This window comes from Mycobacterium sp. 1164985.4 (assembly GCF_001668575.1).
Taxonomy (GTDB): Bacteria; Actinomycetota; Actinomycetes; order Mycobacteriales; family Mycobacteriaceae; genus Mycobacterium.
Genome location: NZ_LZMD01000066.1, coordinates 75,105 through 94,139, shown reverse-complemented (window position 1 = coordinate 94,139; position 19,035 = coordinate 75,105). Strand labels below are relative to the sequence as shown.

22 protein-coding genes are annotated in these 19,035 nt (G+C 68.8%); 5 read left to right on the top strand and 17 right to left on the bottom strand.

Annotated features, from left to right (window positions below):
* The first annotated feature begins 57 nt into the window (after nt 1-57).
* The gene (locus tag A5650_RS13660) at nt 58-603 is read left to right on the top strand and encodes a MarR family winged helix-turn-helix transcriptional regulator (protein ID WP_231992612.1); all 546 of its coding nucleotides are present in this window, start codon (nt 58-60) and stop codon (nt 601-603) included.
* On the opposite strand, the gene A5650_RS13655 is transcribed toward A5650_RS13660, so the two are convergent.
* Genes A5650_RS13655 through A5650_RS13645 form a run of 3 tightly spaced genes read right to left on the bottom strand, consistent with a single transcriptional unit; the run spans nt 543 to nt 4,014 of the window.
* On the bottom strand, nt 543-1,382 hold the full coding sequence (locus A5650_RS13655) for a transglutaminase family protein (protein WP_067291931.1): 840 nt from the start codon (nt 1,380-1,382) through the stop codon (nt 543-545). The two genes, A5650_RS13660 and A5650_RS13655, sit on opposite strands and share 61 nt — an antisense overlap.
* Nucleotides 1,382-2,353: an alpha-E domain-containing protein gene (locus A5650_RS13650; RefSeq protein ID WP_067291928.1), complete on the bottom strand. Its 972-nt coding sequence runs from the start codon at nt 2,351-2,353 to the stop codon at nt 1,382-1,384. The genes A5650_RS13655 and A5650_RS13650 overlap by 1 nt, the downstream gene beginning before the upstream one ends.
* 14 nt (nt 2,354-2,367) lie before the next feature.
* A complete protein-coding gene (locus tag A5650_RS13645; RefSeq protein WP_197501867.1) occupies nt 2,368-4,014 on the bottom strand; it encodes a circularly permuted type 2 ATP-grasp protein in 1,647 nt (548 codons plus the stop codon).
* A gap of 147 nt (nt 4,015-4,161) precedes the next feature.
* Between A5650_RS13645 and rpsT the strand changes: the two genes are divergently transcribed.
* Nucleotides 4,162-4,422: a 30S ribosomal protein S20 gene (gene rpsT / locus A5650_RS13640; protein WP_067291925.1), complete on the top strand. Its 261-nt coding sequence runs from the start codon at nt 4,162-4,164 to the stop codon at nt 4,420-4,422.
* A 43-nt stretch (nt 4,423-4,465) separates the two neighbouring features.
* Here the strand turns inward: rpsT and holA are convergent, their stop codons facing one another.
* The 3 genes from holA to A5650_RS13625 are packed head-to-tail and all read right to left on the bottom strand — an operon-like array spanning nt 4,466 to nt 7,796.
* Entirely contained in the window at nt 4,466-5,407 is a 942-nt protein-coding gene (gene holA, locus A5650_RS13635) for a DNA polymerase III subunit delta (RefSeq protein WP_197501870.1), read from the bottom strand.
* A 14-nt stretch (nt 5,408-5,421) separates the two neighbouring features.
* Nucleotides 5,422-6,975, bottom strand: coding sequence for a ComEC/Rec2 family competence protein (locus tag A5650_RS13630; protein WP_502687074.1), 1,554 nt, complete (start codon nt 6,973-6,975; stop codon nt 5,422-5,424).
* Nucleotides 6,972-7,796 (bottom strand): ComEA family DNA-binding protein, encoded by an 825-nt coding sequence (locus A5650_RS13625; protein WP_067291920.1) that lies wholly within the window; start codon nt 7,794-7,796, stop codon nt 6,972-6,974. Before A5650_RS13625 ends, A5650_RS13630 begins: the two co-directional genes overlap by 4 nt.
* 113 nt (nt 7,797-7,909) lie before the next feature.
* Between A5650_RS13625 and A5650_RS13620 the strand changes: the two genes are divergently transcribed.
* From A5650_RS13620 to A5650_RS13610, 3 genes are read left to right on the top strand one after another with little or no spacing between them, the layout of a single operon-like run.
* Nucleotides 7,910-8,635, top strand: a complete 726-nt coding sequence (locus A5650_RS13620) for a hypothetical protein (protein WP_231992611.1) — start codon at nt 7,910-7,912, stop codon at nt 8,633-8,635.
* A 37-nt stretch (nt 8,636-8,672) separates the two neighbouring features.
* A complete protein-coding gene (locus tag A5650_RS13615) occupies nt 8,673-9,479 on the top strand; it encodes an SDR family NAD(P)-dependent oxidoreductase (protein ID WP_197501866.1) in 807 nt (268 codons plus the stop codon).
* 23 nt (nt 9,480-9,502) lie between these two features.
* On the top strand, nt 9,503-10,555 hold the full coding sequence (locus A5650_RS13610) for an NAD(P)H-dependent amine dehydrogenase family protein (protein ID WP_067291917.1): 1,053 nt from the start codon (nt 9,503-9,505) through the stop codon (nt 10,553-10,555).
* Between the two features lie 2 nt (nt 10,556-10,557).
* Here A5650_RS13610 and A5650_RS13605 read toward each other — a convergent pair whose 3' ends face one another.
* From A5650_RS13605 to A5650_RS13555, 11 genes are all read right to left on the bottom strand, one after another.
* Nucleotides 10,558-11,181 (bottom strand): maleylpyruvate isomerase family mycothiol-dependent enzyme, encoded by a 624-nt coding sequence (locus A5650_RS13605; RefSeq protein WP_067291915.1) that lies wholly within the window; start codon nt 11,179-11,181, stop codon nt 10,558-10,560.
* A complete protein-coding gene (locus tag A5650_RS13600; RefSeq protein WP_067291912.1) occupies nt 11,178-11,663 on the bottom strand; it encodes an SRPBCC family protein in 486 nt (161 codons plus the stop codon). Before A5650_RS13600 ends, A5650_RS13605 begins: the two co-directional genes overlap by 4 nt.
* Nucleotides 11,660-11,980, bottom strand: a complete 321-nt coding sequence (locus A5650_RS13595; protein ID WP_231992610.1) for an ArsR/SmtB family transcription factor — start codon at nt 11,978-11,980, stop codon at nt 11,660-11,662. Before A5650_RS13595 ends, A5650_RS13600 begins: the two co-directional genes overlap by 4 nt.
* A 113-nt stretch (nt 11,981-12,093) precedes the next feature.
* Nucleotides 12,094-12,930 carry a DegV family protein gene (locus A5650_RS13590; RefSeq protein WP_067291909.1) on the bottom strand — a complete coding sequence of 279 codons (837 nt, stop codon included), beginning with the start codon at nt 12,928-12,930 and terminating at the stop codon, nt 12,094-12,096.
* On the bottom strand, nt 12,921-13,646 hold the full coding sequence (gene octT / locus A5650_RS13585) for a diglucosylglycerate octanoyltransferase (RefSeq protein WP_067291907.1): 726 nt from the start codon (nt 13,644-13,646) through the stop codon (nt 12,921-12,923). Before octT ends, A5650_RS13590 begins: the two co-directional genes overlap by 10 nt.
* Entirely contained in the window at nt 13,633-14,292 is a 660-nt protein-coding gene (gpgP, locus tag A5650_RS13580) for a glucosyl-3-phosphoglycerate phosphatase (protein ID WP_067291903.1), read from the bottom strand. Before gpgP ends, octT begins: the two co-directional genes overlap by 14 nt.
* 20 nt (nt 14,293-14,312) lie before the next feature.
* A complete protein-coding gene (rsfS, locus tag A5650_RS13575) occupies nt 14,313-14,714 on the bottom strand; it encodes a ribosome silencing factor (RefSeq protein WP_067291900.1) in 402 nt (133 codons plus the stop codon).
* Nucleotides 14,711-15,349 (bottom strand): nicotinate-nucleotide adenylyltransferase, encoded by a 639-nt coding sequence (nadD, locus tag A5650_RS13570; RefSeq protein WP_082950752.1) that lies wholly within the window; start codon nt 15,347-15,349, stop codon nt 14,711-14,713. Before nadD ends, rsfS begins: the two co-directional genes overlap by 4 nt.
* Nucleotides 15,350-15,380: 31 nt before the next feature.
* Nucleotides 15,381-16,829, bottom strand: coding sequence for a vWA domain-containing protein (locus tag A5650_RS13565; RefSeq protein ID WP_067291894.1), 1,449 nt, complete (start codon nt 16,827-16,829; stop codon nt 15,381-15,383).
* Between the two features lies 1 nt (nt 16,830).
* On the bottom strand, nt 16,831-17,706 hold the full coding sequence (locus tag A5650_RS13560; RefSeq protein ID WP_067291891.1) for an AAA family ATPase: 876 nt from the start codon (nt 17,704-17,706) through the stop codon (nt 16,831-16,833).
* A 15-nt stretch (nt 17,707-17,721) separates the two neighbouring features.
* Nucleotides 17,722-18,978 carry a glutamate-5-semialdehyde dehydrogenase gene (locus A5650_RS13555; protein ID WP_067291888.1) on the bottom strand — a complete coding sequence of 419 codons (1,257 nt, stop codon included), beginning with the start codon at nt 18,976-18,978 and terminating at the stop codon, nt 17,722-17,724.
* Nucleotides 18,979-19,035 lie beyond the last annotated feature (57 nt).

The following is a 19,035-nucleotide window of genomic DNA, read 5'->3' as shown; positions in this document are numbered from 1 at the left end:
ATGCAAGGCTCGAACGGTTTTAATTCAAAACCGTTCACTACTGATATGATTTGCGTCGTGTCACGCGAAGAGCACGGTGACGGCGCCGCATTCCTGCTGGCCCAGATCGGCCACCACGCGGCAAGCCTGTTCGCCGAGAAGATCCGCGCGCTCGACCTGACGCCTCCACATGCGGGGATCCTCCGCGCGATCGCCGCCACTGAAGGGCAGAGCCAGCAGGCCCTCAGTGCGCAGCTCGGACTCTTACCGAGCCGCGTCGTCGCGTACATCGACGACCTGGAGGGCCGCGGTTACGTCGAACGCCGGCGCAACCCCGACGATCGGCGCCTGTACTCGCTGTACCTGACCTCGGCCGGCACGAAGGTCATGGGCAGGATCGGCGAGCTGGCCCGCGACCACGAACGTCAGCTCACCGCGGGACTGACCGTCCGGCAGCGAGACACCTTGCGCCGCTTGCTGAGCATCGTCGCCGACGAGCAGAAGCTGACACCGCACGTGCATCCGGGCTTCCGCAACATCGGCCGCGCCGAACGCGCCCGGAGTCAAGCCAACCGGGTGATCTCGACGACGACATCCAGGTCCGTCGACCCCTCACCGGAATAGATCCCCTTCAGCGGGCTGACGTCGGAGTAGTCCCGGCCGACGCCCACGCTGATGTACTGCTCGTTGATCGGGGTGTCGTTGGTGGGGTCGTAGTTCCACCAGCCGCCGGTCCACGCCTGCACCCAGGCGTGGCTCTGCCCGTCGATGGTGTCGCCGATGGCGGCCTTGCGCTTGGGATGCAGATAACCCGACACGTAGCGGGCGGGAATGCCCATGGAGCGCAACAGGATCAGCGTCAGGTGGGCGAAGTCCTGGCAGACGCCCTTACCCTCGCGCAGAGCGTCGACCCCCGACGAGTGCACCCCGGTGGTACCGGACACGTACTTCAACTCGCTGCGCACCCAGTGCGCAGCGGCGGTGACGGCGTCGCGCGGCGGGTGATTCTTGATGATGCGCTGACCGACCCGGGCGATGCGCTTGCTCGCCGGCGTGTAGTGGGTGGGCGCGAGGACCTCGTCGAAGCGGTCGACGACAGCCTCGGACTGCAGATCCTCCCACGTCACATCGTCATCGGACATCTGGTCGAGGTCGGTCTCCACCACCGACGACGACGTCACCTCCAGTTCGGTGTGCGGTGCGTGCAGATCGAAGGCCGTCACCGCGGTGCCCCAGTAGTCGACGTACCGGTAATTGCGCGTGGCGGGCACGGTCTCCACGCGGTTGAGGATGACGTTCTGGCGCGAATCCGAGCGCGGCGTCAGACGCGCCTCGTTGAACGACGCCGTCACCGGCGACTTGTACGCGTAGCCGGTCGAGTGCACCACCCGCATCCGCCACATCAGAGTTCCCCCTCTTCGATGACGAGCGCGCCGTTCTGGCCGGCGTCGTGCCACGCCACCCAGGGTGCGGAGTGAAAGTATTGCAGTGCCAACGCTTCCCCGACGTCGAAGCAGGTCTTCTGCAGGTCGGCCAGCCGCTGCTCCAACGATTCGAGCAGCACACCGGGGCGCAGGAACTCCAGCTCGCTGCGCGCCCTGCCGAGGAGGCGCTGGGCCTCGGCGGTGGCGCCGAGTCGGCTGTGCGGCCGGTTCATCAGCTCGTCGAGGCTGTGTTCGGCCAGCCGCAGCGAGTAGAAGATCGAGCGCGGGAAAAGCCGGTCCAGCATCATGAATTCGACGACCCGCCCGGCGTCGAGCACACCGCGGTAGGTCCGTAGATAGGTGTCGTGCGCACCGGCCGACCGCAACAGCGTCACCCATGCCGGGGACGACGCGCTGTCCCCGACCCGCGACAGAAGAAGGCGCACCGTCATGTCCACGCGTTCGATCGCCCGGCCAAGCACCATGAAGCGATAGCCGTCGTCGCGGGACAGCGTCGAGTCGGCCAGACCGGCGAACATCGCTGCGCGGCCCTCGACGAACGACAGGAACTCGTGCGGCCCAAGCCGTTTGGCGGCGCGTTCCCGCTCGGCGAGCGCGTTGTAGGTGGTGTTGAGGCACTCCCAGATCTCGGTGGAGGTGACTTCGCGTGCGCCGCGGGCATTTTCGCGGGCCGCCGAAATGGCGTCGACGATCGAGCCCTGGGTGCCCCGGCTGAACGCGACGATGTCGGTCAGCGACCACACGTCCAGCGGCGCGTCGGGCGCCTCCATGCCCAGCACCCGCAGCAGCGTCCGCGACGCCTGGTCAGGGTCGACGCTGGAGTCTTCGAGCAGTTGGTGCGCGGTGACGTCGAGGATGCGCGCGGTGTCGTCGGCGCGTTCGACGTACCGTCCGATCCAGTACAAGGATTCGGCGTTGCGGGCCAACATCAGCGCACCACCCCTTACTGCTGCTGTTGCTGCTGGTCTTGGGTCTGCCCGTCGCCGCTCTCGGCCTTCGGGCCCCGGGCCGCCTTGGGCAGCTTGCGCACGATCTCGGCGGCCCCGAGCTCGCGGTCGGCGACCGAGGTGCGCGACGCGAGCACCCAGGTGTCCTTGGATCCACCGCCCTGGCTGGAGTTCACCACCAGCGAGCCCTCGGGCAGAGCGACGCGGGTCAGCCCGCCGGGCAGCACCCAGACGTCGTCGCCGTCGTTGACGGCGAACGGGCGAAGGTCGACGTGCCGCGGGACGAGCTGGTCCCCGATTTGGGTGGGCACCGTCGACAGCTGCATGACGGGCTGAGCGATCCAGCCCCGCGGGTCGTTGCGGATCTTCTTGGTGATGGCGGCGAGCTCTTTCTCCGATGCGTCCGGCCCGAACACGATGCCGTATCCGCCCGACCCCTCGACCGGTTTGATGACGAGCTCGTCGATGCGGTCGAGCACCTCCTCGCGTTCGTCGTCGAGCCAGCAGCGGAAGGTGTCGACGTTGGCCAGCAGCGGTTTCTCGCCGAGGTAGTACTCGATGATCGTGGGCACGTAGGTGTATACGAGTTTGTCGTCGCCGACGCCGTTTCCCACCGCGCTGGAGATGACGACGTTGCCCGCGCGCGCGGCGTTGAGCAGGCCCGCGACCCCGAGCACGGAGTCGGGCCGGAACTGCATCGGGTCGAGGAACGCGTCGTCGATGCGGCGGTAGATGACGTCGACCTGCCGCTCCCCCTCGGTGGTGCGCATGTAGACGGCGTTGTCGCGGCAGAACAGGTCGCGACCCTCCACCAGCTCGACGCCCATCTGCCGGGCCAGCAGCGAGTGCTCGAAGTACGCCGAGTTGTAGACGCCGGGCGTGAGGACGACGACCGTCGGGTCGGCGACGTTGTTGGCGGCGGCGTTACGCAGCGCCCGCAGCAGGTGCGAGGAGTAGTCGCCGACCGCGCGCACCCGGTGGGTGGCGAACAGGTTCGGGAACACCCGCGCCATCGTGCGGCGGTTCTCCATGACGTAGGAGACCCCGGACGGCGAGCGCAGGTTGTCCTCGAGCACGCGGAAGTCGCCCTTGGCGTCGCGGATCAAGTCGATGCCCGCGACATGAATGCGCACCCCGTTGGGCGGCACGATACCGGCGGCTTCACGGTGGAAGTGCTCGCAGGAGGTGATCAGCCGGCGCGGGATGACGCCGTCGCGAAGGATCTCCTGCTCGCCGTAGATGTCGTCGAGGTACAGCTCGAGCGCCTTGACCCGCTGGATGATGCCGCGTTCCAGGCGCGTCCACTCCGCGGCCGAGATGACCCGAGGCACCAGGTCGAGCGGGAAGGGCCGCTCCTGGCCGGACAGTGAGAACGTGATGCCCTGATCGATGAAGGCGCGGCCGAGAGCCTCGGCACGGGCCTCGAGTTCCGAGGCGTCCGACGGGGCGAGCTCGGTGTAGATGCCCTTGTAGGGTCCGCGCACATTGCCTTGAACGTCGAACATCTCGTCGAAGGCCTTGGCGTAGCTCCCGAGGTCGCTGTAGCCGGAGAAGACGCCGTCGTAGCGCCTGGCCTGCTTACGGGGGCTTCGCGACGGTCGCGCGGTTTCGGTCGGCAGGGTTCGCAGGCTCACAGCTGCCATGCTGCAACACTTCGGACATTTCGGCAGGCCAGAGGACTCACTTTGGGCATTTACCCACTCCGCTGGTAACCTGAACCCTCGCTGCCCGCGTGCCGGGCGCCTACAAACTTTGCGAAACCCCTACAGGATTTACGAAGGACTACACGCGTGGCCAACATCAAGTCGCAGGAGAAGCGCATCCGGACCAACGAGCGCCGCAGGTTGCGCAACAAGTCGGTCAAGTCGTCGCTTCACACGGCGGTGCGCGGTTTCCGCGCGGCCGTCGAGGCCGGTGACAAGGACAAGGCCCAGGAGCTGCTTGCCGCGACCAGCCGTCAGCTGGACAAGGCCGCCAGCAAGGGCGTGATTCACAAGAACCAGGCCGCCAACCGCAAGTCGGCGCTGGCTTCCGCGTTCAACAAGCTCTGAGGGTTCAACAAGATCTGAGCGCCGCTCAGTCTGCTCAGTCTGCTCAATCTTCGATGAGCTCAGCGACGCGTCGCACCGTCGCCTCCAGCGCATAGTCCGCATCCGCCGCGGCACCCTTGACGTCCGCGTTGAGCGCGGCCACCAACCGCATGGCCTCCGCGACCGAGGTGTTCGACCATCGCCGCGCCTGCTTCTGCGCCTTCTGCACTCGCCACGGCGGCATGCCGAGCTCTGACGCGAGCCGGTAGGGGTCGCCCGACAACGGCCGCACCCGTGCGATGGTGTGCACGGCCTCGGCCAGCGCGTCGGCCAGCACGACGTGTGGTTCGCCGCGCATCATCGCCCAGCGCAGGGCTTCGGCCGCTCCTGCCACATCGCCGACCACCGCCTTGTCGGCGACGTCGAACCCCTTCACCTCGGCCTTGCCCGAGTGGTAGCGACGCACCGCGGCGGCGTCGACCGCCCCGCCGGTGTCGGTGACCAGTTGCGAACACGCCGCCGCCAGCTCCCGGATGTCGGAGCCGATCGCGTCGAGCACCGCGGTGACCGTGTCCTCGCCGACCTTCACCTTCAGGGTCCGGAATTCGCGGCGGACGAAGTCGGCGCGCTCGGCGACCTTGGTGATGCGCGCGCAGGGATGCACCTGCGCGCCGAGCTTCTTGAGCTGATCCGCCAGCGCCTTGGCGCGTCCGCCGCCGGAGTGCACGACGACGAGCATGGTGCCCGGCGGCAGGTTCGCCGCGACCTCGGCGATGAGCGAGACCGCGTCCTTGCCCGCCTCGGCCGCCGACTCCAGGACCACGACGCGTTCCTCGGCGAACAGCGACGGGCTCAGCAGTTCGGCCAGTTCACTGGTGCTGACCTCGCCGGCGCGCAGCCGGTCGACCGGAATGTCATGGGTGCCGGCCTGTTTGCGAACCTCCCGCAGTACGGCCGCCACCGCGCGTTCGACCAGCAACTCCTCGTCCCCGAGGACCAGATGCAACTGCGACGCTTCGCTCACCCCACGATCGTGTCACGGCCAGCCGACAGGCCCGACACCGTCCACGCCAGCAGGCATACCACGGCGGCGCCCGCCGCGATCCGCGTCCAGCGGAAGCGCCACATGAGCACCGCGGCTGCGCCCGCCGCCGCGGTCAGCATCACCCCCGGCAGACCGGACGGCACCGACACCGCCGAACCCGGGACATCTGCGGCCCAGCCGGCCACATGCACCAGCCACCACAGTTCCGGTCCGGTGAACCGGATCAGCAGGTCGGCACCGGCGGGCCACACCCGGCCGAGAGTGGCCGCGGCCGTGCCGATCACCGTGATCGGCGGGATCACCGGGGCCGCTGCGACATTGGCCGCGACCGATACGACGCTGAAGGTGCCCGCCATCCCGGCGACGAGCGGTGCGGTGACCAGTTGCGCGGCGGTGGCCACGCTGATCGCGTCGGCGGCCGGCTTGGGCCATCGCCGTGCGACGAGTCGCTGCGACCACACCGGCGCGACCACGACGAGCGCCGCAGTCGCCGACACCGACAGCGCGAATCCGACGTCGACGGCCAACTCCGGTGCTCCGATCATCAACACCAGCACGCTGGCCGACAGAGCGGGGATCGCCTGCCTGCGGCGGTGCGACAACACCGCCAGCAAGGTGATCGCGCCCATCACCGCCGCGCGCAGCACGCTCGCCGAAGGCTGCACGACCACCACGAACGCGAGCAGCGCGATTGCCGCCAGGCCGACGGCCGCCCGCGGCCCGATCAGGCCCGCGGTCAGCAAGACTGCGCCGCAGACGATCGTCACGTTGGCCCCGGAGACCGCGGTCAGGTGCGTCAGGCCCGCGGCGCGGAAGTCGGCCGCCGTATCACGCGGCACGCCCGAGGTGTCGCCGAGAACGAGCGCGGGCAGCATCGCGGCCTGATCGGCGGGCAGCGACCGTCGCGCGGCGTCGGCGAATCCGGCGCGGACCTCGTGTGCGGCGCGCTGAACGGCGGAGGCCTCGCCGTAGGTGGGCTCGCCGACGGCCGACAGCACCGCCACGCTGAGGTCGCGCCGCGTAGGTCGCCCGATCCGGGCACGGAACGCCACCGGGGTGCCTGCCGTGAGATCTGCCATGCGGGTGGTCGACGCGAACACCACGACACGGCCGGACATTTCGCGTCCGTCGAAGGCGACGAGGGAACCGCGGAACATCGTCCGGTTACCGCCGAGCGCGCGTGGGCTCTCCGTCGGCGTGACCACGACCGCGGCGGTCGTGCCGTAGCGCTCGGTGACCGCGTGGTGGCGGACCTCATCGACCCGCAGACCGATCGCGATCGCGAACGCCGCGGCCACCAACCCCACCGCCAGCACGCTCGCGCGGAGGCCCCTCCTGTCGCTCGCCGACCCGCGCGCACTGCCCCACCACCCCACCGCGGCGGTGGCGGCCACCGACCCGACCACAGCGGCCGCCGCCCCGCCGGCGGGCCAGAGGATGCCCGCGGCGGTGACCGCCCAGCAGGTCAGCGCCGCGGGCACCAGCCGCAGATCGAGCGGGGCCGCGTCGACGTCCGCCACCGCGGTCACACATGCACGAGGTTGCGCAACTTCTCCAGCCGCGCAGGTCCGATGCCGTCGACGTCGCCGAGCTGATCGACGCTGGTGAACCGTCCGTTCGCGTCGCGCCAGGCCACGATCGCGGCGGCGGTCACCGGGCCGATCCCGGGCAGGGTGTCGAGTTGTTCGACGGTCGCGGTGTTCAGATCCACGGTGCCGCCCGCGGGTGCGCCGGCGCCGTCCCCGGATGCGGGCGCGTTCGCCGGAGCGGGCGCCGCGACGCCCGTACTGACGGAGCTGCCCATCGCTGGCGGTTCCCCCGGCGACGGCGCGATACCCACCACGATCTGCTCGCCGTCGGTGATGCGTCTCGCCATATTCAGCCCAACCAGGTCGGCGCCCTCCAGCGGCCCGCCCGCGGCGGTGAGTGCGTCGGCGATCCGTGCACCCGTCGCCAAGGTGACCAGACCCGGCTTGTGCACCAGGCCCACGACGCTGACGACGACTGGCCCGTCCGCCGCGGGCGACGCCGCAGCCGGTGTCGGGCTCGCCGACGAAACCATCTGCACCGGCGGCAGTTTGGCCGCAGCAACGGCCGGACTGTCGTCACGCAGTAGCACGAACACCGTCACCAGCACGGCGAGAAGCCCGACACCGCCGAGCGCGATGACACCGGCTCGACCCGGATCCGCGCGCACCGCCGCGATCCAACCGGCCGCGCCGCCACCCGTGGATTCGGGCAGCCAGCGGGTCAGCGCCGTGTCCGGCCGGCGATCCTCATCGTCCGGTTCGGGCTCCAGTTCGATTCCCAACCTGCGCTGCAGGCGCTCGGCGGGCAGTTCGGTTCGCATGCATGTGAAGTTAGGTGCGGACACCGACCGCGCGGCCCGCCAACGGCCGCGTACGACGCGCCCTGTGGATGAAATGAGCGTTGGGGATAAGGGGGCTGTCTACAGTGTTGGCTGTGGATCGTCGAGTGCCGATGGTCGCCGCCATCGCGTTCGCGGTGCTCTATGCCCTTGCGCTGCTGATCGTTCCGGCCCTGCCCGGGATCGACCGACCGGGCCTCGACATCGTCACCCACCTCAACGAGCACTCCGGCGCGATGCGGACCCAAGCGCTATTGCTGGCCTTCGGCTCGCTGGCCTTGGTGGTGGTGCTCGGCCATGCCCGCGACCGGCTCGCCGGACCGTACGCATTCGTCTTCACCATCGGATCGGCCGTCGTCCTCGTCCAGATCAGCATCGCGACCTGGTTCACCGCGGGACTGTCATTGCATCCGGGTGATCTCGGCTCGGGGACCGCGCGGGCGATCACCGACGTCGTCACGATGTGGGGGCCGATCCTGACCGTCGCCGACATCATGGTCGCCGCTCCGATCCTGTTGGCCGCCAACGAAGGACGCTTTCCCCGCTGGGTCGGCATCGTCGCCGCGGTGTTCGCCGTCGAGCAGCTCATCGAGACCATCACGATCATCGGACCGCCGGGAAGCTTCATCTCCCCGGGCGGGCCGATGAACCTGTACCTCGGCGGGCCGCTGTTCATCCTGTTCTTCCTGGCGCTCGGCGTGGCGCTGTCGCTGCCCGACACACCGCCGCTGACGGCCGGGGGCGAGCCCGCGTCAGCGGACGCCGAGCGTGTCTCCGAAGACGCCGACACGACCGACGGGGCCGAGCCCGAACCCGAATAACGCAGCAGAAGCGCACCGACGCACTAGCATTCCCCCGGTGGCGACGTTGCAGCGGTTCACCGACCGTAGGGTTTTGATCACCGGCGCAGGATCGGGCATCGGACAGGCGACAACCCTGCGCATCCTCGAGGAAGGCGGCACCGTCGTCGCCGCCGACGTCAGCGAGACCGGGCTCGCCGACACGGAGGCCAAGGCCGAGGGGGTCAAGGGTCGGCTCACCACCATCGTGATGGACGTCGGCAGCGAGGAGTCGGTGATCACCGGGGTCTCGCTCGCCGTCGGCGCGCTCGACGGCCTGGACGCGCTCGTCAACGCCGCGGGAATTCTTCGGTCCTGCCACTTCACCGACACCACACTCGCCGACTTCGAGCAGGTCCTGCGCGTCAACCTCATCGGGACGTTCCTGGTCACCCGCGAGGCTCTGCCCGCCCTGCGCGACGGCACGGCGCCGGCGGTCGTCAATTTCAGCTCGACATCGGCCAACTTCGCCCACCCCTACATGTCGGCGTACGCCGCGTCCAAGGGCGGCATCCAGGCCATGACACACACGCTGGCCCTGGAGTTCAGCAAGGAAGGCATCCGGTTCAACTGCGTGCAACCGGGATCCATCTCCTCCGGAATGACCGACGGCACAGGGCAATCCGGGCAGAGCATAGGACCCGGGCTACCGGACGACGCCGACTACACGTTGTTCGGCAAGATCACGCCGCTCCTGGCGGTCGACGGGGGCGGGATGTTCGCCAGACCCGACGCCGTGGCGGCGGTCGTCGCCATGCTCGCAGCGCCGGAAGCCTATTTCGTCACCGGCACCGAGGTCCGCGTCGACGGCGGAACTCATATGTAATCAGTTGATACCGAGGAGTTTTCGTGACGACATCTGATCGGCCGCTGCGCGTCATCCAGTGGACCACCGGCAACATCGGCCGCCGTTCGCTGCACGCGATCATCGGCCGCGAGGACATGGAACTCGTCGGCGTCTACGCCCACGGTGCGGACAAGGTCGGCGTCGACGCGGCAGAGCTGGCCGGCTGGCCCGCGCCGACCGGGGTGACGGCCACCAACGACATCGATGCACTGCTGGCGCTGCGGCCCGACGCCTGCTGCTACAACCCGCTGTGGCCCGACATCGACGAGCTGACCCGGCTTCTCGAGGCCGGCGTCAACGTCTGCTCGAGCGCCGCGTGGATCACCGGCGGCAAGCAGTCGCCCGAGGACCTCGACCGCATCAGGAAGGCCTGTGAGAAGGGCAGTTCGACGATCTTCGGCAGCGGCGCGCACCCCGGCATGAGCAACATGGTGGGCATGGTGCTGTCGGGCGCGTGCGAGCGCGTCGACGAGATCCGCATCACCGAGTCGGTGGATTGTTCGACGTATGAATCCGCGGGCACCCAGACCGCGATGGGCTTCTCGCAGGACCCGGACACCCCCGGACTGGCCGAAAATGTGCGGCGCGAAAGCGAGGTGTTCGCCGAGTCGGCGGCGATGATGGCAGACGCGATCGGCGCCAAGCTCGACCGGATGACCTTCGACGTGGAATTCACCCCGGCCACCGGCGATTCCGACCTCGGGTTCATGCAGATCCCCGCGGGCACCGTTGCCGGCGTCTACGGGTACCACCGCGGCTGGGTGGGCGAGAAGAACGTCGTCAGCGTCGGATTCAACTGGATCATGGGCGAACACGTCACCCCGCCCAAGCCGCTCGAACACGGCCACGTCATCCAGGTGTTCGGACTGCCGAACATGCGCACGGTGCTGCATTGCCTGCCGCCCAGAGACTGGACCGAACCCGGCTTCATGGGCCTGGGCATGATCTACACCGCGCTGCCGGTGACCAACGCGGTGCCGGCGGTGGTCGCGGCGCCGCCGGGCATCGTGACGCTGAAGGATCTGCCGCCGGTCACCGGGCGCGCCGCGGTCTGACCTCAGCTGAGCCGTTGCGCGAGCGCGTCTTTGCCGGGTCCGTCGAGATCGGCAAGCGCGGCGGGCCGACCCGTCATCGCCATCATCAGCGCCTCCCCCGGCCCGGTCACCTCGGCACCCTGACCGTGGGTCCAGTCGACGTCGGTCGCGCGCAGACGAAGTCCGCGGATACGGCGGCCGGCGCCCAGCCGCGGATTGCCGGGGATCAGCGGCAGGATGCGGGCGAGGCGTTCGGTGGGGATGGCGCGGGGACGGCCGAGCGCGCGGCGGATGTCCTGGTGATGGACCGTGCCGTCGACGAATCCGATCACCCCGCCGAGGCGAGCCGTCAGTCCACTCGGATACAGGTGACGGTTCAGATAGGCCAGCAGTTCGTCGGGTGTCAGGTTCCCGAATTCGTCGACACCGACCTGATTGGCGTTCACCACCATGCCCTTGGCGAACCGCTTGAGCAGACCGGCGGTGCCGAGCTCCTCATAGCTGACCACGTGTGCCACAACATCTTTGACCGTCCACTTGGTGCACAGGCTCTGGTGGTGCCACTCGTCGGGAGTCAGCTCGGCCAGAAACGATGCCAGGTCGGCCCGTTCGTCGCGGGTCAGGTCTTTGAGGTCGGTGTCCGTCACTGCGCTTCCCGGTCCAGCAGCTCACCGTACCGGCGCAGGTACAGCGGCCAGCCCGCATCGCCACCGACGCCCGAAGCGACCGAATCCCAACCGTCGCCGTGCCGTTCGATGTGGCGATGCTCGATGCTGACGCGCGTGCGATCGTCCGACTCGGCGGTGAACGCCACCTCGACCTCGCTGCACCGCGCGGGATCGGATTCCAGCTGCCACGTCGTGCCGATGTTCCACGAGAAGACCAGGCGATGCGGAGGGTCGACGACCAACACCCGTGCCCATTCGCACACGCTGCCGTCGACACCGCGGTCGTAGATGCGGCCGCCTTCGTGAGGCTCCAGCACCGTCTCCTCGATCGGCACGCTCAGCAGGTTGTGTTCGCGGGGCTTGAAGTCGCCGAATCTCTCCGTGAACACCCGAAATGCCTTTTCGAGCGGCGCGTTGACCGTGATGTCGTGACGGACGACCGCGGACTGGGCAGAGGTCATTGGGGTTCTCCTTCGCTCTCTACTATCTCCTTGAATCCGGCCAGCGCCTGCATCCAGAAGCGGTCGAGTTGAGCCCGCATGGCGGCCAATCCCGCCGGGTCCAGCTGATAGACGCGGCGGGTTCCGTCGGCGCGGTCGCACACCAACCCGGCGAGCTTGAGCACCTTCAGATGTTGAGAAACCGCCGGCCTGCTGACCGGAAGACCGCGGGCCAGCTCCCCCACCGCCATCGGCCGGTGCGCGAGCCGTTCCACGATCGACCGCCGGGTGCGGTCGGCCATGGCCACCCACGCATCGCCCTCTTGGTAAGCCAGCACGAACGGTAAGTTACCACTTACCAAAATTCGCGACAAGACCCGGCCGAGCGCACGGTTGCGTCCACGAAACGCGAGAGCACACGCGGACAAGCGTGCGCTCGTCGGAGGACGGGCTACGCGGCCAGTTGAACGACGACGCCGATCGCACCGGCCCCGACGTGAATCGACAGCACCGGCCCCATGTCGGTGACGGTGAGCGCCTCGAGCTGAGGCAAACGGTCGGTCAACGCGGCGCCCACCTCGTCGGCGCCGTCGTGGTTGTCGACATGGTGCACCGCGATCGACGCCTGCCGTTCACCGACGAGGTCAGCGATGCGGTCGACCATCGCCGCGTGTGCCTTGGTGATCGTCCGGATTCGCTGGTCGAGCACGAGGCGGCCGTCGACATCGAGGCGCAGCAGCGGTTTGAGCGACAAGGCGGTACCCAGCCAGGACGCCGCGGTGCCGATGCGCCCGCTGCGGCGCAGGTTGTCGAGCCGGTTCACCACGATAAACGCGTGGGTGCGCTGTGCGGCCGAACGCGCAACGGCCTCAACCGAATCCAGGTCGTAACCGGACGCCGCGGCCCTGGCCGCCGCCACCGCGGTGAACCCCACCCCCATCGCCGCCGACCGCGAATTGACCACGCGCACCGAGGGTCCGAACTCGCGGGCCGCCTGGACCGCCGAACTGTAACTGCTCGACAACGCCGACGACAGATGCACCGCGACCACGCCGTCGCCGCCGCTGTCGCGCAACGCCTGCCGGTACGTCTCGGCCAGGTCTGCGGGCGCGGCGCCCGCCGTGCTCGCGCGCGGCACCTCGTGGATGTCGTAGGGCACGTCGTCGATGCCGTCGCGCAGATCGATGACGTCGACCAGCACGTGCAACGGCACCTGCCGGATGTCCCACTGCTTCAACTCGTCGGGCGCCAACCGCGACGACGAGTCGGTGACCACCACTACCGACATGGCACGCCGGCTTCGGCGAGCGCCTTGAGCATCGAGTCCGCGACCGCCTGGTGGGCCTCGAAGTTCCAGTGGATTCCGTCGGGGTTGCCCTGTCCGCTCATGATGTACTCGCCGACCGCGGCCTTCAGGTCGACCAGCGGAACGTCGTGCTGCTCGGCCCATTCTGTGATCGCCTTGACCGTGCCGTCGCGGCCGTGGTGTGCCCGGCCGTAGGTGTCGGCGATGTGCACCGAGGGCAGGCAGGCGACGACGGGGATTCCCGGACGGTTGAAATCGATCGCGCCACGGGTCATCTCGAGATACTCGGCCGACAGATGCGGCGGCAGCGCCGCCCGCGCGACTGGCGACAACCGCGGCTGTATCCAGCCGTACCCGTCGCGCACCCAGCGTCGCAGCAACGGTGGGCGCACATAGCGGATCAGCTCGCGCAGTGCGGTCGGCAGCGGCGAGGGAAGCGAATCCATCCCGCCCGTGGCGAAGACGACCGCGCCGGCGCGCGGCAACGCCGCCCAGGCCCGCGGATCCTGGATGGCCGCCCACCACACGTCGCGACACGTCCAGCCGATCCGGCCAATCAGCTCGACATCCCAACCCAGTTGTGCGGCAACGATGTTGGGCCAGATGCGCGGGTCGTCGGACGGCAGGCCGCCGGTCGGCCCGTAGTAGGACAGCGAGTCACAGAAGACCAGCAGGGTCTGACGGTCAGAGGACATCATTGGCGACCTGTGCCGAGGCATTCCACACGTCGAGCCGCCACCGGATGTCGGCGGGTGCGGCGTCGACGGCGCTGTGGCCGGACAGCTGGACCCAGCTGGCGTTGCCCATTCCGCCGAGGATCGGCCAGTTGTCCACGGGTAGATCGAGCAGCGAGGCGGTCAGCGCCGCGATCAGCCCGCCGTGGGCGACGAGAACGACGGGCCGGTCCGGTCCGTCGCCGGCCTGATCCACACCCCACTCGGCGTGTGCGCCGACGAGCTCGTCGACCAGCGGCCTGCTGCGGGCGGCGACGTCGACGCGACTCTCGCCGCCGGGCGGTGCCCACCGGGAATCGTCGCGCCACGCCAGTCGTGCCCCGGGGGCCGCGGCGTCGACCTCTACGTGCGTCATGCCCTGCCACTGGCCGAGGTGGGTCTCGCGAAGGCGGACGTCGGCGATCACCGGCATGCCGGCGCGCTCACCCAGCGTGACGGCGGTGTCGAGGGCGCGGCGCAGATCCGACGACACGATCACCAGGGGTTGGCGCTTGGCCAGCACCTCCGCGGCGGCGACGGCCTGGTGGCGACCCAAATCGGTCAGGTCGGTGTCCAGCTGTCCCTGCATCCGGCTGCCGGCGTTGTACTCGGTCTGCCCGTGCCGCAGCATGACCAGGCGACGGACCCGTCTCACGGCGCGCCGTCCTCGTCTACCGCCGGTTGCGCGGCCGACTGGTCGAGGTCGACGGGAATGGTCGGGCAGTCCTTCCACAACCGGTCCAATGCATAGAAATTGCGCTCGTCCTGATGTTGGATGTGCACCACGATGTCGACGAAGTCGAGCAACGTCCAGCGGCCCTCGCGGGCGCCCTCACGGCGGGCGGGTTTGTAGCCGGCCAGGCGCATCTTCTCCTCGACCTCGTCGACGATCGCGTTGACCTGACGTTCGTTGGAGGCCGAGGCGATCACGAAGCAGTCGGTGATGACGAGTTGGCTCGACACGTCGATCACGACGACGTCGTCGGCCACTTTGGACGCGGCCGCCCGCGCGGCCACTCCTGCCATGTGAACGGCTTCGTCGGAGGCGCTCATTGATGCTTCCCTTGAGTTGTTATCGGTTGTCTTGCATAGAGTTTGCGCTTGGCCACGTACTGCACGACGCCGTCGGGGACCAGGTACCAGATCGGTCGGTCCTGCTCGGCGCGCTTGCGGCAGTCGGTCGACGAGATCGCCAGCGCGGGCACCTCGACCAGTTTGAGCGCATCGTCGGGCAGCTCTTTGATCGCCGCGGCGATGTGCTTGCCGTCCAACTCGTACCCCGGCCGGCTCACCCCGACGAATTTCGCGATCGCGAACATGTCCTCCCAGTTCTGCCACGTCAGGATCGACGCCAAGGCGTCGGCCCCGGTGATGAAGAACAGGTCGGCGTCGGGGTTGAGCGCGTGCAGATCGCGCAGCGTGTCCTTGGTGTACGTCGGCCCGCCCCGGTCGATGTCGACCCGGCTGACGCTGAACCGCGGGTTGGAGGCGGTCGCGATCACCGTCATCAAGTACCGGTCCTCGGCGGCGGTGACGTCGCGATCCTTCTGCCACGGCTGTCCGGTCGGCACGAACACGACCTCGTCGAGCCCGAACAGGTCGGCCACCTCGCTGGCGGCCACCAGGTGGCCGTTGTGGATGGGATCGAACGTCCCACCCATCACGCCGAGCCTGCGTCGCGGAGCCACGAATAGCCAGCTTACGGGAGCGCCCGCCCAGCTAGACCGGGAGCAACTGGTCGATCACGGACGCCAACTGCTTGGCCGACCGGCATTCGTGCATGGTGATGACGTCCTGATAGCGCGGCACCGCCGAGTCCCCGCTGCCCCACAGGTGGCGCGGTTCGGGGTTCAGCCAGTGTGCGTGCCTGCTCGAGCTCACCATGTGCGTGAGCAGCTCGATCTCGGGATTGCGGTAGTTGTTACGGCCGTCGCCCAGGATCAGCAGCGCGCTGCGCGGCGAGAGCGCGTTGGGCCAGCGGTCCATGAACGACACGAATGCGTGGCCGTAGTCGGAGTGCCCGTCGCGGGTGTACACCCCGGCCTCACGGGTGATCCGCTGCACCGCGACCGCCAGATCGGCGTCGGGGCCGAACAGCTCGGTCACCTCGTCGGTTGTGTCGATGAAGGCGAACACCCGCACCCGCGAGAACTGCTGGCGCAGCGCGTGGACAAGGAGCAACGTGAAGTGGCTGAAGCCCGCGACCGACCCGGACACGTCGCACAGCACCACAAGCTCGGGGCGTGCAGGATGCGGTTTCTTGAGCACCACGTCGATCGGCACGCCGCCGGTCGACATGGACTTGCGCAGCGTCTTGCGCAGGTCGATCTCGCCGGCCCGCGACCGCCGTCGCCGTGCGGCCAGCCGGGTCGCCAGCGTGCGGGCCAACGGCGCCACCACCCGTCGCATCTGGCGCAGTTGCTCACCCGACGCGCGCAGGAACTCGACGTTCTCGGCAAGCTGCGGCACGCCGTACATCTGCACGTGGTCGCGGCCGAGCTGCTCGGCGGTGCGGCGTTTGGTCTCGGACTCCACCATCTTGCGCAGCTGGTTGATACGTTGCGCGGCAAGGGCTTTGGCGATCTGTTCCTGGGTCGGCGTCGGCTCGTCACCGTAGGGCGCCAGCAGACCGGCCAGCAGTCGACCCTCGAGGTCGTCGAGGTTCATCGCTTTGAGCGCCTGATACGACGAATACGACGGTCCGCGACTGGAGTTGTAGCGACCGTACGCCTCGACGATCTGGGCGATCATCGTCGCCATCCGCTCGTCGAGATTGGCCAGATCCTCGTTCTGGGCCAGCATGTCCAGCAGCGCGGCGCGCATCGCCTCGACGTCCTCGGGCGGCAGGCCCGGCTCGTCGGCGTCGCTTTCGTCGTCGTCCTCGACCAGAACCGTTTTCGCGCCCAGCGCGGCCGGGAACCACAGGTCGAACATCGCGTCGTAGGTGTCGCGATGGTCGGGGCGACGCAGCACCGCACAGGCGATGCCCTCGCGCAGCGCGTCGCGGTCGGCCAATCCCAGCACCGAGAGCACCCGTCCGGCGTCGACGGTCTCCGATGGACCTACCGAGATGCCCTGCGCGCGTAGTGCTTCGACGAACCCCACCAGATGGCCCGGCAGGCCGTGCGGTGCCAGCGGCTGCGGCGGTCGGGTCCGGCGGACGGCCATGTCAGTTGAGCCTCAGCTCGCCGGACGCCTTGATCTGGTCCGACTGGTGTTTGAGCACGACACCGAGCGTCGCCGCGATGGTCGCGTCATCGATGGTGTCGAGCCCCAGGGCCAGGATCGTGCGGCCCCAGTCGATGGTCTCGGCGACCGACGGCAGCTTCTTGAGCTGCATCCCGCGCAGCACTCCGATGATCTTGACCAACTCGTCGGCGACCCGCTCGGGCAGCTCGGGCACCCGCGACAGCAGGATGCGCCGCTCCAGATCGGGATCGGGGAAGTCGATGTGCAGGAACAGACACCGGCGCTTGAGCGCCTCGGACAGTTCACGGGTGGCGTTGGAGGTGAGCACGACGAACGGCGACCGCTCGGCGACGATCGTGCCCAGCTCCGGCACCGTCACCGCGAAGTCCGAGAGCACCTCCAGCAGCAGGCCTTCGATCTCGATGTCGGCCTTGTCGGTCTCGTCGATCAGCAGCACGGTCGGTTCGGTGCGCCGGATCGCGGTCAGCAGCGGCCGCGAGAGCAGGAACTCCTCGGAGAAGACGTCGTCGCGGGTACTGTCCCAGTCGCCATGGCCGGCCTGGATGCGCAGGATCTGCTTGGCGTGGTTCCACTCGTAGAGGGCGCGGGCCTCATCGACGCCCTCATAGCACTGCAACCGGACCAGACCCGAGCCCGTCGACTGCGCGACAGCGCGGGCCAGTTCGGTCTTGCCGACCCCGGCGGGGCCTTCCACCAGTAGCGGCTTGCCCAGCCGGTCGGCGAGGAAAACCGCTGTAGCGGTGGCGGTGTCGGGCAGGTAGCCGGTCTCGGCGAGCCGCCTGCCGACATCCTCGATGTCGGCGAACAGCGGCGCTGGGCGCGCGGGGACACTCACGGAATTGCTCCTATATCAGGCCGGGCGGGTGTGGCCGTCTCCCCACACAATCCACTTGGTTGACGTCAGTTCGGGCAGACCCATGGGTCCGCGGGCGTGCAGCTTCTGGGTGGAGATGCCGATCTCGGCGCCGAACCCGAACTGCTCACCGTCGGTGAACGCCGTCGATGCGTTCACCATCACCGCGGCGGCATCGACCCGTTCGGTGAACCGTTGCGCGGCAGCCAGATCGGTGGTGACGATGGCCTCGGTGTGTCCGGTGCCGTACTCGTTGACGTGGGCGATCGCCGCGTCGACGCCGTCGACCACCGCCAGCGCGATGTCGAGCGACAGGAACTCGGCGCGCAGCTCGTCATCGGACGGATTGTTGTGCACCGTCACGCCGGCATTCTCGAGCGCCTTGGTCAGCCGCGGCACCGCACGGTCGGCGATGGCCGCGTCGATCAACACCGATTCGGCGGCGTTGCAGACGCTGGGGCGGCGCGTCTTCGCGTTGAGCAGTATCTTCTCGGCGACGTCGAGATCGGCCGACTCGTGAACGTAGACATGGCAATTGCCGACGCCCGTCTCGATCGTCGGCACCGTCGCGTCACGGACGACGGCGTCGATCAGCCCCGCGCCACCGCGGGGGATGACGACGTCGACCAGCCCGCGGGCCTGGATCAGGTGGGTGACGCTGGCGCGGTCGGCGCTGGGCAGCAGCTGGACGGCGTCCACCTCGAGCAGTTCGGTGGCCAGCGCCGCGCGCAGCGCGTTCACCAAAGCGGCGTTGGAGTTGGCCGCCGAGGAGCTGCCGCGCAGCAGCACGGCGTTTCCGGATTTCAGGGTCAACCCGAACGCGTCGACCGTCACGTTCGGCCGGCCCTCGTAGACGATCCCGACCACACCGAGCGGCACCCGCTGCTGGCGCAGTTGCAGACCGTTGGGCAGCGTCCGGCCCTGCAACACCTCGCCGAGTGGATCGGGCAGCCGTGACACCTGGCGCAACCCGTCGGCGATGCCGTCGATCCGCTTCGGGTTCAACGCCAGCCGGTCGAGCATGGCCTCGGGAGTGCCCCCGGCGCGAGCGGCGGCGAGATCCTGTTCGTTGGCCTCGAGGATCTGGCTCGTCGACATCAGCACGTGATCGGCGGCGGTGTTCAACGCCCGGTTCTTGGTTTCCGAGCTCAGGACGGCCAGCGCGCGGGCCGCCGTGCGGGCGCGGCGGGCAGCATCGTGCACCTGCTGACGCAGGTCGGCGGCGACAGCGCCGACGGGAGCCTCGACACTCATTTATCCAGGGTATCGAACGAGGGTCGGACGTTCGACACGTGTCAGGTAGGGGCCCTT

Excerpts from the sequence above, each read along its gene's own strand:
- A5650_RS13555 (WP_067291888.1), bottom strand. The coding sequence starts at position 18,978 with ATGAGTGTCGAGGCTCCCGTCGGCGCTGTCGCCGCCGACCTGCGTCAG.
- A5650_RS13625 (WP_067291920.1), bottom strand. The coding sequence starts at position 7,796 with ATGCGAACCGAACTGCCCGCCGAGCGCCTGCAGCGCAGGTTGGGAATC.
- A5650_RS13650 (WP_067291928.1), bottom strand. The coding sequence starts at position 2,353 with ATGTTGGCCCGCAACGCCGAATCCTTGTACTGGATCGGACGGTACGTC.
- gpgP (WP_067291903.1), bottom strand. The coding sequence starts at position 14,292 with ATGCTGCGGCACGGGCAGACCGAGTACAACGCCGGCAGCCGGATGCAG.
- A5650_RS13655 (WP_067291931.1), bottom strand. The coding sequence starts at position 1,382 with ATGTGGCGGATGCGGGTGGTGCACTCGACCGGCTACGCGTACAAGTCG.
- A5650_RS13565 (WP_067291894.1), bottom strand. The coding sequence starts at position 16,829 with ATGGCCGTCCGCCGGACCCGACCGCCGCAGCCGCTGGCACCGCACGGC.
- octT (WP_067291907.1), bottom strand. The coding sequence starts at position 13,646 with ATGATGTCCTCTGACCGTCAGACCCTGCTGGTCTTCTGTGACTCGCTG.
- A5650_RS13645 (WP_197501867.1), bottom strand. The coding sequence starts at position 4,014 with ATGGCAGCTGTGAGCCTGCGAACCCTGCCGACCGAAACCGCGCGACCG.
- rsfS (WP_067291900.1), bottom strand. The coding sequence starts at position 14,714 with ATGAGCGCCTCCGACGAAGCCGTTCACATGGCAGGAGTGGCCGCGCGG.
- A5650_RS13590 (WP_067291909.1), bottom strand. The coding sequence starts at position 12,930 with ATGTCGGTAGTGGTGGTCACCGACTCGTCGTCGCGGTTGGCGCCCGAC.
- A5650_RS13600 (WP_067291912.1), bottom strand. The coding sequence starts at position 11,663 with ATGACCTCTGCCCAGTCCGCGGTCGTCCGTCACGACATCACGGTCAAC.